8 protein-coding genes are annotated in these 13,399 nt (G+C 68.9%); 6 read left to right on the forward strand and 2 right to left on the reverse strand.

Annotated elements, in window-relative coordinates; all coding sequences use genetic code 11:
• Positions 1-60: 60 nt before the first annotated feature.
• Positions 61-2,505 carry an IniB N-terminal domain-containing protein gene (locus tag ACOQFP_RS11265; RefSeq protein ID WP_421584374.1) on the reverse strand — a complete coding sequence of 815 codons (2,445 nt, stop codon included), beginning with the start codon at positions 2,503-2,505 and terminating at the stop codon, positions 61-63.
• Positions 2,506-2,762: 257 nt separating this feature from the next.
• Between ACOQFP_RS11265 and ACOQFP_RS11270 the strand changes: the two genes are divergently transcribed.
• The 6 genes from ACOQFP_RS11270 to ACOQFP_RS11295 all read left to right on the forward strand — a co-directional run bounded on the left by ACOQFP_RS11270 (position 2,763) and on the right by ACOQFP_RS11295 (position 12,545).
• Entirely contained in the window at positions 2,763-4,559 is a 1,797-nt protein-coding gene (locus ACOQFP_RS11270) for an Hsp70 family protein (RefSeq protein ID WP_421584375.1), read from the forward strand.
• A gap of 7 nt (positions 4,560-4,566) precedes the next feature.
• The gene (locus tag ACOQFP_RS11275; protein ID WP_421584376.1) at positions 4,567-7,077 is read left to right on the forward strand and encodes a LuxR C-terminal-related transcriptional regulator; all 2,511 of its coding nucleotides are present in this window, start codon (positions 4,567-4,569) and stop codon (positions 7,075-7,077) included.
• Between the two features lie 40 nt (positions 7,078-7,117).
• A complete protein-coding gene (locus ACOQFP_RS11280; RefSeq protein WP_421584377.1) occupies positions 7,118-8,284 on the forward strand; it encodes a hypothetical protein in 1,167 nt (388 codons plus the stop codon).
• Positions 8,281-9,942 (forward strand): Hsp70 family protein, encoded by a 1,662-nt coding sequence (locus ACOQFP_RS11285; RefSeq protein WP_421584378.1) that lies wholly within the window; start codon positions 8,281-8,283, stop codon positions 9,940-9,942. Before ACOQFP_RS11280 ends, ACOQFP_RS11285 begins: the two co-directional genes overlap by 4 nt.
• 75 nt (positions 9,943-10,017) lie before the next feature.
• The gene (locus ACOQFP_RS11290; protein ID WP_421584379.1) at positions 10,018-11,316 is read left to right on the forward strand and encodes a S1 family peptidase; all 1,299 of its coding nucleotides are present in this window, start codon (positions 10,018-10,020) and stop codon (positions 11,314-11,316) included.
• Positions 11,317-11,402: 86 nt separating this feature from the next.
• On the forward strand, positions 11,403-12,545 hold the full coding sequence (locus ACOQFP_RS11295) for a S1 family peptidase (RefSeq protein ID WP_341244716.1): 1,143 nt from the start codon (positions 11,403-11,405) through the stop codon (positions 12,543-12,545).
• A gap of 63 nt (positions 12,546-12,608) precedes the next feature.
• Here ACOQFP_RS11295 and ACOQFP_RS11300 read toward each other — a convergent pair whose 3' ends face one another.
• Entirely contained in the window at positions 12,609-13,265 is a 657-nt protein-coding gene (locus ACOQFP_RS11300) for an ammonium transporter (RefSeq protein ID WP_421584380.1), read from the reverse strand.
• Positions 13,266-13,399: the final 134 nt, after the last annotated feature.

Raw genomic sequence — 13,399 nt, forward strand, 5'->3', positions numbered from 1 at the left:
GAGTGTGGGGAACACTCGGGGCCGAGTCGCATCGTTCTCACCCGATCACAGGCGACGCGATCATGGGTGCAGCAGGTCGATATCGTGATCGACGGTCGCCGCGTGGCCGAGGGAATCGGCTGCCGAATCGACCGTTCCGTGCAAGCTGCCACTGCTGTCGCTGAACAGGTCGGTGTGGCTCTCGCCCTGACCGAAAACGTCGGAGTCGACGCTCGACCAGCCCGTGCCGCCTGCGCTTGCGCTCGAATCGAACGAGCTCGAGTGCTCGAAGGATCCCGAGGCCGCCGAGGAGAGCGAGCTGCCTGCCTGCGCTGCACCCTCGGCACCGGACTGCACAGCGCCGGTGAAGTTACCCGCGGCCTGACCGCCGACCTGCGCAGCCGAGTCAAACCCGCCGACCGCGGAAGCCGCAGCGTCCGCACCAGCATCCAAACCCCCGCTCACCATGGAGCCGATGCCGCCGCCGAGCGAGCCGCCGAGGTCCAGTCCACCACCGACGTTCGAGGCGATATCACCGCCCGCCGAGGTTCCCGCGTCGACCGCTCCGCCCAGCGCACCGTCGAGGCCGCCTGCGACCGATCCTGCTGCATTCGCGGCTCCGGCCAGGCCTGCCCCTGCGGACGCTGCTGCGTCGACGCCGGTATCGACAGCTCCGGTGACGGTGCCTTCGAGCCCGGCCCCGGCCTGTGCTGCTGCATCGACGCCACCTGCCACTCCGCCGGCAAGTCCGCCTGCGACACCTCCGCCGAGGCTGCCGAGACCGGCGAGGCCACCGGTCAGGCCCGCGCCCGCGTCGCCCAAGCCGGACAACCCACCGGTCAGGCCCGCGCCTGCCTCACCCAAGCCGGACAACCCACCGGTCACACCTGCGCCTGCCCCTCCCGAGCCGAACAATCCACCGGCCAAGCCCGCACCAGCGTTCCCGGCGGCCGCCAGGCCACCGGTCAGATCAGCACCCACATTCCCGACGGCCCCCAGGCCACCGGTCAGGCCCGCGCCCACCCCGCCTGCTGCGCCGAGTGCGGCGTCGACGGTTCCGGTGAGGTCTGCACCTGCCGTGGCAGCGGCATCGACCGCTCCGGCCAGTCCGGCACTCAGGTCGGCTCCGGCACCGAGGACGGCACCGAGGTCGAGGGCTGCGCTGGTGTCGAGCACTGTTTCGAGGGCTGTGCCGAGTTGCGCACCTGCGGTTCCGCCGACGCCGAACGCCGTTCCGAGAACTCCTTCGAGCCCGCCCGCAACGCCACCTGCAGCGCCGCCTGCCAGCCCGGCACCTGCGCCGATGGTCCCTGCAATCGCGCTGTCGATGGCGGCGGTCAGGCCGCCGACCGCAGCGGTGTCGAGATCGAGTGCGGTACCAAGGGCACCGCTGACGATCGCACCGACGTTGCCGCCTGCCGAGAGCAGAGCGTCGACGTCGAGATCGGCGAGCACGCCGGCGTCGAGGACCGCTCCGAGTGCGGTTCCGAGAGATCCTGCAACGGCACCGTCGACGGCGAAGAGCCCGCCGAGACCTGCGCCGAGGCCTCCTGCGAGGTCACCGACCAGCGCCCCGCCTGCTCCGAGCGCGCCGTCGAGTGCGGTTCCGACGTTGGTGGTGAGATCGGCACCGATGGCACCGAGTCCGCCCAGTGCGCCGCCGAGACCTGCGGTCAGGGCCGCGCCGAGTCCACCTGCGAGATCGAGTCCGGCCCCGAGGTCGAGTCCGGCCCCGGCGTCGAGCACGGCTCCGAAGACCCCGCCGAGCGCGGTGCCGAGCTCTGCTCCGATGGTTCCACCGACTCCGAAGATCGCGCCGAGCGCGCCGCCAAGTCCACCCTGAAGATCGGCCAGTGCGCCGAGGTCGACGGCGCCGGTTGCACCGATGGCAGCGTCGAGAGCTGCCTGCAGCTGCGCGGAGAGATCGCCGCCGATCTGTCCCCCGATGTCGGCACCTGCGCCGAGGAGTCCGGTCAACGCAGCGCCGAGGCCGACGGTTCCGCCGAGCAATCCGCCGAGATCCAGATCGACACCGCCGCCGAGGCCTGCACCTGCACTGATCAATGCGTCGAGGGCACCGCCGAACGCGGCACCGAGCTCGGCACCGACCTGTCCGCCGACCGCCAGCGCGGCGGCCAGAGCTGCCTGCAGCGACGCCGCGAGCTCGCCGGTGACGTCGATACCGCCGGTCAGGCTGCCGCCCGCGGCGAGTCCGCCACCGGCGACCGCACCTGCGGCCAGTCCGAGACCGGCCGACAGTCCGCCGCCGAGACTCGCGCCTCCGGCAAGTGCGCCCCCGAGGCCGGCGGACCCGCCTGCACCCAGGATGGCCGACAGCTGGCTGCCAGCGCCGGCGAAGAGTCCCGATTCGGCGACCAGCGGAGCCACCGCGACGATGTCCGCGTGGGTCACGTCGCCGAGTCCTGCGGCAGCGAGAGCCATCTCGGGATTGGCGCAGTACGCAGCGGCTGCCTGGTCGTCGCGCAGCAGACTGAGGATGAAATCGAGTACGGCGTTGGTAGCCATTGAGGTCTCCTTGACGAGGGGTGCTTCGTGGTTGATCACAAAGCTATGCACCGCAGGTCCCCCGGCCAACGGGGGCGATCCCCGTACTCCCCCTGGGGCCGCCAGGGGGAAATCATTAGGGGATCGGGGCGCTTTAGGGGATTTCACTCGTTACAGGCTCTACCCTGCTGTGAGACGTAACGAACAGGTAGCGCGGCGCGACAGTGCGAGTGACGGCGGTACTACCGAAAGCTGGGCGAGATGAAGGCGGCGACACGATGAACACAGGACTCGGCATACGTATCGGTTCGGTGACGGCTGCGGCTGCTCTCGATACGGAGCCCGTCTCCTCTGTGGTCAAGCGTTCGGCGCTCGACCTTCGCCCCGGCGCGGCACCGAGCCTGGTCGAGCTGAGCGATCGGTCGACGCGAAACCTGATCGGCGGGTTCGCCGACCGAGTCGGCGATCCCGTGGAACTGATAGACGACGACGGCCGCAGTCACCTCGCCGAGGACCTGTACGCCACCGCCACCCGCGCCCTCGTCGCCGAGGTCGCCGCCGGATCGGATGCACCGCCGACCGTCGTGGTCGCTCACCCCACTCGCTGGACGGCGTATGCAGCCGAGGTTCTCGGTGAGGCCTTGGACCGGGCGGGGCTCTCCGATGTCACCCTGGTGCCCGAGTCCGTTGCCACGATGCGGTGGCTCGAGGTCACTCGTGGACCACAGTCGGATGGCCTGGCCGTGATCTACGACCTCGGTGCGAGCGCACTCGACGTGACCCTGATGCGGACCGGCTCCGACGCGGGCGTCGTCGGCGCGGGCGTCCACTCGCAAGAGTTCGGTGGCGCGCAGTTCGATCACGCGATCATGCAGTACGTCCTCGACACGGTGTCGGGGAGCCAGTCCTTCGAGTTCGACCCCTTCGACCCCGACACGGTCGGCGCGTTGGTGGAACTGCGAGCGCGCTGCAGCGAGGCCAAGGAACAACTCTCCTACGACACGTCCACGGCGCTGACGGTCGATCTGCCCGGGCTCCACACCGAGGTTCGCCTGGTGCGCTCGGAGATCGAAGAACTGGTGCGTGCGTCGCTGCTGGCGTCCGTCGGGGTCGTCCGCGACGCGGTGACCGCTGCCGGGCTCGAGGTCACCGACATCGACCAGGTGGTTCTCGTCGGCGGCAGCGCAGCCATTCCCCTCGTCGCCGAGCTCATCTCCTCCGAACTGCGCGCTCCGGTGGTCGCCGGGCCCCGGCCCGAACTGACGGTCGCCGTCGGTGCCGCGATGCTCGGCAGTGATATCGCCGACGCCACCGCTGCCGACGACGCCGCAGCGCTGGCTGCGGTTCCCACCGCATCCGTGGCCGCTGCGGCCACGGCAGCCCCGACGCCGCGTCCGACTCCCAGACCAGCGCCGACGCCCACCGCCGCCGCCTCCGCGGAGGGCATGTCCGGTCGCAAGAAGGCCGGCCTGGTTGCCGGATCCGTCGTCGTGCTTGCGCTTCTCGCCGGGGGCGGTCTGTCGGTGGGCACGGCGTTGACCTCCGACAACACCGCGCCGACCGAATCCAACGCGGAGAACTCGATCTCGGCAACCACGACGCCGGGCACCACCTCCGCTGTTGCCGATGCCCAGACGGCGGCTACGACCGGCGAGAACGGCCCTGCCGCAGCCGGTTCCGAGGGTGCCCCCACCACGGTGGTCAACGGCGACGGCTCCGTGACACAGATCGACCCCGCCACCGGAGCCCCGGTCGCCGGTGCGCCCGCGGGGGGAGCACCCACGCAGGCTCCGGCCGACAACGGCGCGGCAACCGTGCCGACCGTTCCGCCGGTCTCGGCCCCGACGGTGCCCAACTACCAACCGCCCGCCGTGCAAGCTCCGCAGGTTCCGAACGTGCAGATTCCCTCGTACCAGCCGCCCACCTATCAGGGCCCCACTCTCGGCGGGGTCGGCCAGGGTCTCGGTCAGGGACTCGGCGGTGTGGTCAATGGGGCCGGGCAGGGAGTCGGGGGTGCGCTCAGCGGTGTGGGCGACGGTCTCGGCGGCGTCGTCGGCGGCCTGACCGGCCAGTAGGTCCACCGTGGCCAGTACCCGATCCGGTCTCGTCGGCGTCGATCGCGGCGATCGTTTCGTTCGTGATGTCCTCGACAACAGTGGCTTTCATGTCGTCGTCGGAGTGAACGGCTCCGGCCGCACTGCTGTTCTCGACGCGATTGCGGCCTCGGCCGGTGCGTACAGCGGTGCCATCGCGGACGCGCCGTCCGGTGCGATCGTTCTGGTCGACGACGCACATCTGTTGCTCGAGCATCGGGTGGACGAGATTGCAGCTGCTGCAACACGATCGGACATCACGCTGGTAGTCGCCACCGCGCCGCGCAAGTTCGATTCGCGAATCGAGAAGTTGATCGCGTCCGCAGGCCCCGCTCGGCTCACCCTGGTGCCACTGGACAAGAAGTCCATCGCTGCGCGTTCGGCAGCAACCGCTCGGCCCCTGTCGACGGCACTGGCCGGGGCCATCGCGAAATCGACGGGCGGAGTTCTGGCGGCCGTCGATGCGGCTCTGACCGCACTCGGCGGGGATCGCCCGGATCCGGCTCCCCTGCGCGTGGTCACCGAATCCGTTGCCGAGCAACACCGTCGAATGTTGCTCGACACCAGCGACGACACTCGCGCGCTGTTGCTCGCGGCTCGGTTCGGCCTGGTGCCCGATCCTGCAACGGCTGCGCAGATCCTCGGGCGCGGGGCCGAGGCCGAGTCGGTCGTCGACCTCGCGCTGGGCTCCGGCCTGCTCGACGCCGCCGGGGCGCTGATTCCCTCGGTCGAGGCCCCGCTGACCGAGCTGGTAGGTGATGGCCGGTGCCGCACCGTGCTCGAGACCGTCACCGACGTCGCCGCCCGATCCCGCCTGCTCGACGCCACCGCCGCGCAGGCGTTGGCCGAGCGCGGCGTCGTCCATGCGGGATTGGCCGATTTCCTCGTACAGCAGGCAGATTCGGCCTCGATCGACGCTGCCGGTGGCCTGTACGGCGCTGCGGTGAGCGCGGGCTTCGACCCGGCGGTACTTGCAGCCCGCAGGTCCGAGGTCGCGGCGGCGGCCGGGGAACTGGACGAGGCGGGCCGCTTGGCCGACGGAGTGCTCGACACCGCAGCGATCTGCGATGCGGCCGATCTTCGTACGGCGGTGCGGGTTTCGGCATCGATCGCGGCGCAGCGCGGAATGCTCTCGCGCAGTGCGCAACTGTTCACCTGGCTGGGCGAGGATCGGCTGGGGCCGGATGCAGTGTGGGCGGCGCTGGCCGCCGTCGCAGCCGGTGATCGGGCCGCCGCCGACCGGTCGATGGCCGCGGTGTCCGCTCTCGCGCCGACGTCGAGCACCGCGTCGGGAACCTTGCTCGTGGCCGGGGTACTCGGCTCCATCGATTCGCGCAGCGCCGCCGCGTCGAGCGCCGCCGCGAACTCACTGATACGTGCAATGACCCTGACGGGCAACGTATCCGAACGATCATGCCTGCCGGATACTGCGGCGGCCATCGCCGCCGTGCATGCGGTGCAGTGCGGCGATCTCACCCGCGCCGATTCCGTTCTCGCCCGGGCACTTCCCGAGCATCGTCCGGGGTCCGAGGCTCATACCAGGTTGTGCCTGATCGGAGCCTGGGCATCGATGCTGCGCGGCGATGCCGCCGAGGCGAGCTCGACGATCGATGCGCTGCCTATTCCGCTCTCGCACGTACGCAATCAACTCTTCCTGCACGCCATTCGGGTGGGCCTCGCCCGCAGATCAGGCGATGCAGGGTCGCTGATCACGGCATGGTCCCAGGCGCAGGACGTGATCTCGGAGTACTCCGTCGACCTGTTCGCACTGCTCCCTCTCGGCGAATTACTGTTGGCAGCAACGCGACTCGGCCAGATGGATCGCGTCGAACATCTCCTGACGCAGGCCGACGATCTGCTCTCGGCGTTGGGCGATCCGCCGGTGTGGGCATCGGCGCTGCATTGGTACCGCGTGCAGGCGGCCATCGTGGCCCAGAGGCCCGATGCGCTGGTGCCGCACGCCAAGTCACTGGCCGCGGCCGCACCGACCCACCCGTACAGTGCGGCGCTCGCTGCTGCAGGCCGGGCCTGGCTCGGAGTGTTGCAGGGCCGACCCGACGCGACCGAGGTGGAGAACTCCGCGCGCACACTGACCGCGTTCGGATTGCCCTGGGATGGTGCCAGGCTGGCCAGTGAGGCCGCATTGGCCGTCACCGATACCGCGACCGCGACCTCGTTGCTGCACATCGCCCGGTCGCTGCGCCAGCCCACCTCACACCAGCGCGACACCCCGGGGACCGCGCCCGCACCGACCGGTTCGCTGAGCGAACGCGAGGCCGAGGTCGCCGAGTTGCTCGTGCTCGGAGTCACCTACCGCGAGGTGGGCAGCCGCCTCTACATTTCGCCGAAAACCGTCGAACATCATGTCGCCCGGATTCGACGCAGGCTCGGGGCCGAATCACGTTCGGAGCTGATCTCGATGCTGCGCGCGATGGGTTACGGGGCCTCGACCAGCGCGGCCGTCGGCACTGTAACTCCGCGACGTTCCGAAGCGACATAACGATGGCGAGCACCACTCCCGATCAGAACAGGTTCACCCCATGACCGAGCAGCCCGGCAGTGTGCACCTCGGCGCACCGGACGTCGGCCTCTACCTGGACGACGAACGCGCCGTCGCAGCGGTGTCGCATCCCGTCGCGACCGGACCGTCGCTGCATCTCGCGTCGCTGCATCCGACCGTTCTCCACACGCACTCCGACGGCACCGTCTCGCTCGGGGACACACCCGACGACCAGTCCGAGTCGTACACCGACTTCCTCGGCTCCCTCGGTGACGGAGTGGGGGTCACCGGCAGCCGCGGCACCGTCATGCCCGCCGAGCAGCTGACGTCCATGTCCCTGCTGTGTCTGCTCACCGAGGTGGCCTCGTCGATCGATCTGGAGCCCCGCGACCTCGCCGCCGCCGCCACCTACCCTGCCGACTGGACGGCCGAGCAGGTGTTCGCGCTGCGTTCGGCGATGAACGCGCACGGGCTCGCGCACGTATCTCTGGTGGCCGAGGCAGAGGCTCTCGCCGCCTGGAACGCGTCGGTCCGCGCCACCCTGGAGAAGAAGGACCGTGCCGTCGCCGCAGCGCGCGGTGCCGCGATTCTGGCTGCGGAGTTCCCCGTCGACGCAGTCACCGAGCGATTCGCGACGTACGTTCCACCTCGACCGGATCGCCGCCCACTGCTGGCTGCCTCAGCGTTCGCCGCGGTGTTGACGGTCGGCGCGGTACTGATCGCGCTGCAGCTGGGAACGTCGGCCGAGACGACCGTTCCGACCCTCGACAACGCTCAGCTGATCGCGCCGCCGACATCGCCTCGGACCGCGCCGGGTGGCCCCATCGACTTCCCCACCGCCGTCGTCGAGCCTGCGGCCGAGATCGCACCCGTCGCGCCGGTTGCGCCCAACACCCCGGAGCAGACCGGCACCACCACGACCACCGAGCCGTCCGAGGACCGGCGAGTCGAGCGGGATCCGACCCAGATCGACACCCGCCCGGCGATCGAATCACCCGAGGAGAGCGAGACCACGCGACCTCCGGCCGTTGTCGCTCCCGCCGATCCGGACCAGGAAGTGCCCGTCGAGGAGCCGACCGACGAGCCCAGCGACAGTCCCGAACCGAGCCCCACCGACGAACAGCCCGAGTCCGGCCAGGATCCGGCGGCGCGGGTGGGCGCAGACCCGACAGCGCCGACGGACCGATCGACGGCGGCAACCCCATGAGCGCTGCCGGGCACCTCGGAATCACCGTCGGTAACACCAGGTCGGTCGCGGTACATCGCATCGACGCCGACGACGAACCGACGATCTTCGTACTGCCGACGACCCTGAGATTCGACGACGAGGGGCGCGCACATCTCGGTGAGCCCGCCGACACGGCCCCGTTCACCCGGTTCGTGGACCTGGTCGGTCGGCAGGAGGACCTCGAGCCCGATGCCGACGCCTACCGCGCCGAGGACCTGATGGCCAATGCCGCCAACTGCCTCGTCACCTCGGTGGCGGCCACCACCGAATCCGGCGAGCGACCCGTCACGACGATGACGTACCCGACGCGGTGGCCGCGCGAGAGCGTCGCCCTGCTGCGTGACGCCCTCGATCATGCCGGCCTCACCGCGGTCGCCCTGGTGCCCGACGCGAAAGCGGTCAGCACATTCGCTCAACGCAACCCCGGCTCGGGCGCCGCGGTGATCGACATCGGCGCAACCGGCACCGACATCTCCGCCTACCCCGGAGGCGGAACCGTCCGCACGACGGAGGTCTGCGGGGACGTCTTCACCGACGCACTGTTCGATCACGTGGTGACCGATCGTGACCAGATCGATCTGTCCGACGCGACGGTACTGAGTGCCCTGGCCGGCATCGTCGCATCCTGTGAGGCAGCCAAACAGACGCTCAGTACCGCGGACGAGGCCGTCATCTCGGCCGAACTGCCGGGACGGCCGCAGACCACCACCGTGACACGAGCCGAGTTCGCCGATCTGATCGCGCCGACGGTGCGGTCCCTCGACGTCCCGCAGGCCGACACGGTGGTACTCACCGGCGGCAGCGCCGCACTCGCACCGGTGGCGGACGAGATAGCCCAACTCTCTTCCGGCCGACTGCTCGTCGAGCCGCTGGCCGCTCCGCGCGGTGCGCTGATGCTCGCCGAGATCGAGGATGTCGACAGCAATTCCCTGGTGACCGGTGCCGCGCCGATCGTCACCCGCAACGACGGCATCGATACCCTCGACACCGACGCCATCCCTGTCGTCCCGACCGAGAAGTCCCTCGCGTTCTCGCGAGCAATTCCGGCGGTGACTCCGATGTTCGGGCCCTCCGGGTTCCGGTCGGAACCGATCGAACCGGCTCAGGACAGCGCGCCCGACACCGGCGACGCAGCGCCGGTGTTCGCTCCGCAGGCCCCGGCGAAGGCAGAACGCAGTGAGCGTTCTCGAACCATCACCACCATCATCGCCGGAGCCGGCGCGGGGGTGGTGATCGTCCTGGTGATCGCGGCACTGAGTGGAGTGTTCGGCGGTGCTCCCGCTACGACACCCCCGACGGTCACCGACGCCGGCTCACCGGTCGTCACCTCGACTCGGACACCGTCGACCACGACGGTCACCTCCGCTGTGCCCGTGATCGTGCCGCCAGTGGTCGACGAACCGACGAACGAGCCGGCTCCCGCACCGCAGCCTGCGCCCCTTCCGGTGCCGCCGCCCGCACCGGTCCCTACCTCTGAGCCCGTCGTCACCACGACCGCCCCTGCGGTGACGACGACCGCGGAGACCACCACTCCGGTCGAGCCGACCACCACTACTACTGCCGCCGCCACCACCACCACCGCGACGCCGACGACCGTCGACACCACGCCCCCCACGACTCCGCAGACTCAGCCCTGAGCTGCGCAAACACTGGTTACACGACTGATGCCCTATGGTGGGTCGCTGATACCTAGCACCCGATGAAGGGATTCTATGCGTAACACCGGGGCTCTGCGTGCTGCAGTGCTGTGTTCGACCGCTTTCGTACTCGTTGCATCGTTCTCCGGAACAGCGGCCGCCGATCCCGTCGTCCAATCCGCCGCCGATCAGCTCCCCGCCGAGCTCGTCGAGGCAGTGCAGCGCGATCTGAAGATGTCCCCCCAGGAGTATCTCGATCGGGCTGCTCGTGCTCAGGAACTGTCCGCGTACGCATCGGACTTTCGGGCCAGTCGTCCGGCGGACTTCGCCGGTGCATGGATCGGGCCCGACGGCAATGCCGTCGTCGCCGTCACCTCACCTGCCGCGGCACAGGCCGTGGCCAAGGACGGGTACGCCACGGCGCAGTCGCCGGTCTCGGCCGACGGGTTGGAGAAGTCACTGGCAGATCTCAACAGTTGGATCGCCGCTCTGCCCCGCGAGATCTCGCGACAGATCAACGGAACGGCCATCGATTTCATCGACAACCAGATCGTCATCGACCTGGTGAACAGCCCGATCGGCAGGGCACTCAACCTGCCGACCCTGATGGCCAACATCAAAGTCATTCTCTCTCCCGGTGGAGACGCGCCAGTCGATCCGACTCCCATGGGCGGCGACACCTACGTCACCAGCACAGGTCCTATCGCGGACGCTCCGCCCACCGACATCAGCATCTGCTCGTTCGGTTTCAATGCCGTCGACTCCTCCGGTGCCGCAGTCAATCTCACCGCCGGACACTGCAACCCCAACAGGGCCACCGGAGTCGGCGGCGCACCGGTCTACCTTCCGGATCCATCGGACATCGCGCGCAGCACACAGATCGGATCCTTCGACCGGTCGAGCCTGGGGGCACAGGACGGCCTCGATTGGTCGGTGATCGCCCTCAACGATTCCGGCCTCGCATCAGGCTTGAACCGTCCCACCGTTCGAGGAGCCAACGGCAGCACTGTCGCGGTCACCGGAACCGCAGCCGCCGTCATCGGAGCGCCGGTCTGCAAGTCCGGCCAGTCCTCGTCGTTCACCTGCGGCGTAGTTGCGGCCGACCGCGTCGAGACGCAGCTGTACATGGAAGACGGAACATCGCGTACCGTTCGTGGATTCGCCAGCACCGCATGCACTCTCGCAGGTGACAGCGGAGGTGCGATCGTGACCGGCACACTCGCCCTCGGAATCACCAGCGGATCCAACAGTGGCGGCGCGCCCGATTGCAACGAGGCGAACCTGGCTCTGGCGCAATACGGCGGCACCGCAAGTCTGGGAATACCGATCGATCAGGTACTCGGCGCAACCGGGGCAACTCTTCGAACCGAGTAGTCGACCATCGGGGAGCCGTTCACCCCCTATAGTCGTACGACAAGTGGACGGCATCACATCGTGGGTGCCTCGGGGAGGGGTTCTGCATGCGTCGCCGCGCAATCGGTCTGTCGATGGTTGCAGTGTCGTGTCTGACGGCAATGGCGGTCTCCGCCCCAGCGGCAGCTGCCCAGCCGAGCCTGCCGCCGGCCGTCGACACCGCCGATCCGATGCTGCCTCCCGCTTTGGCGGAGGCCGTGGCCCGCGATCTCGGCCTGAACCCGCAGCAATTTCTCGACCGCGCCGCCGCCGCTCGCCGGTTGGCCGAGTTCACCGCCACCGTCGGTTCCGCGGGCGTGACGGGCGCGTGGCTCGACGGTGACGGCAGACCTGTCATTGCCGCAGCCGACGGCCCGGAGCACACGGCGGTGTCCGACGCGGCCTCGGCTGCCGGCTTCGTGGTCGACGCCCCCGCACCCGAACTCCCGCCCGCAGTGGGCGTCGCGATCCAACCGCTGCTGGAGTTGCTTCCTTTCGATCCTTCGCCCATCGCAGGGCCGATCCGCGCCACTTCCTATCTCGGCGGCGACAGCTTTCTGGCGGGAACTCCGGCAGGTCTCGGCCTGCGTTGCTCACTCGGCTTCAATGCCGTCGATTCGACCCGAGGAGCCGTCAACATCACTGCCGGGCACTGCGATCCGGGCACGGCCGCCACCGGTTCAGCGGCAACGACGGGCGCCTATCCGATGTACGGCAGTCTGGTCGGGTCGAAATTCGGCTCGTTCTACCGAACCAGCCAGTCGCACAACGATTACGCCTTGATCGACATCGAGGACGCTCACGTCGGAGAGTTCGAGAGCAACGCCGTCCGGGTGCCCGGCAGGGAGCCGCTGCACATCACCGGGACGGTGGACCCGATCGTGGGTGCACCGGTCTGCAAGGCCGGTTCCACATCCGGATTCAGTTGCGGCACAATCCTGTCCACGGGGCGCAGTATCGGAATGGGCGAGGCCGTCCTGGACCGCAACTTCAGCACGTCCATCTGCGGCCTACGCGGCGACAGTGGCGGGCCGGTCGTCAGCGGTACCCTCGCCGTCGGCATCGCCAGTGCATCCAACGTGGGCGATCAGCCCTCCTGCGAGATCGCCACCCTCGTCAGCATGCTGCAGGGCCAGCGACCCGAACTGTTCGCCACACCGATCAACGACGTGCTCGCCGAGAATCCTGGTCTGACGATCCGGACGTCGTAGCCCGCAGCGCACAAAAAACCCGCACCCTCGTCGAGAGTGCGGGTTTTTCGGGTGAGAAGGCGCTTACTTGGCCCAGACCGTGGTGCCGGGTGCCGCGTTCAGCGTGTTGATGAGGTCGATACCCGCAACCACGAGGGTGGGGCCGCCAGCGATGATGGTGCCGGCAATGCCGCCCAGCGTTGCGCCCAGAGGAACGGATGCCAGGCCGACAGGGCCTCCGAGGAAGCCGAGTCCGCCGACAACGGCCCCGATTGCAGTTCCGGTCAAGCCGCCGATGGCCGTCGCGATACCGAGCTGCGAGGAGAAGTTCTGCTGAGCCTTCAGGTTCTCCTCGGGCGAGGCGACAGTCGTTGCACCGATGCTGCGCGAGTTCGCCGATGCCTTGGTGAAGTCGAGCTGCGGGACCAGACGCAGAGTCTTGCCGTCGTTGTCGACGTTCTGCTCGTACGGGAAGTTCAGTCCACCCAGGTTGAACGAGAGCGGCAGAGTCACGAGAGTCTTGTCGGCAGCGTCGAGGACGTCGACTGTCTTGCCGTCGTCGGCGATCTTGAAGACACCTGCGTCGATGGTGGTGACGATCGTGCGGTCTTCGAGCTCGACGGAGTAGTTGGTATCGGGCGTCGTCTGCTCAGTCGGGGACTGTGCGTAGGCGGTTCCGCTGGCCAGGCCCATCGCTACTGCGACGAGGGCCGATGTGACGACCAGTTTGCTGAGTTTCATGTGTAGTTCTGTTCCGTTTCTGTGCAGTGAGCATGTGCCGGTGCCGCCGAGTACCCGTTTCACGCAGAGTCACCCCGATGACTTGTTTGCGCCGGTGACTCATTTGCGGCAATTCGATGCAGGCGAAGTGTAGC

The sequence above is a fragment of the Rhodococcus sp. MALMAid1271 genome, assembly GCF_049195265.1.
In the GTDB taxonomy this organism is placed as follows: domain Bacteria; phylum Actinomycetota; class Actinomycetes; order Mycobacteriales; family Mycobacteriaceae; genus Rhodococcoides.

What these genes read in the sequence shown, in the direction of transcription:
- ACOQFP_RS11285 (WP_421584378.1), top strand. Translation starts at nt 8,281, where the DNA reads ATGAGCGCTGCCGGGCACCTCGGAATCACCGTCGGTAACACCAGGTCG.
- ACOQFP_RS11280 (WP_421584377.1), top strand. Translation starts at nt 7,118, where the DNA reads ATGACCGAGCAGCCCGGCAGTGTGCACCTCGGCGCACCGGACGTCGGC.
- ACOQFP_RS11300 (WP_421584380.1), bottom strand. Translation starts at nt 13,265, where the DNA reads ATGAAACTCAGCAAACTGGTCGTCACATCGGCCCTCGTCGCAGTAGCG.
- ACOQFP_RS11265 (WP_421584374.1), bottom strand. Translation starts at nt 2,505, where the DNA reads ATGGCTACCAACGCCGTACTCGATTTCATCCTCAGTCTGCTGCGCGAC.
- ACOQFP_RS11295 (WP_341244716.1), top strand. Translation starts at nt 11,403, where the DNA reads ATGCGTCGCCGCGCAATCGGTCTGTCGATGGTTGCAGTGTCGTGTCTG.
- ACOQFP_RS11290 (WP_421584379.1), top strand. Translation starts at nt 10,018, where the DNA reads ATGCGTAACACCGGGGCTCTGCGTGCTGCAGTGCTGTGTTCGACCGCT.
- ACOQFP_RS11270 (WP_421584375.1), top strand. Translation starts at nt 2,763, where the DNA reads ATGAACACAGGACTCGGCATACGTATCGGTTCGGTGACGGCTGCGGCT.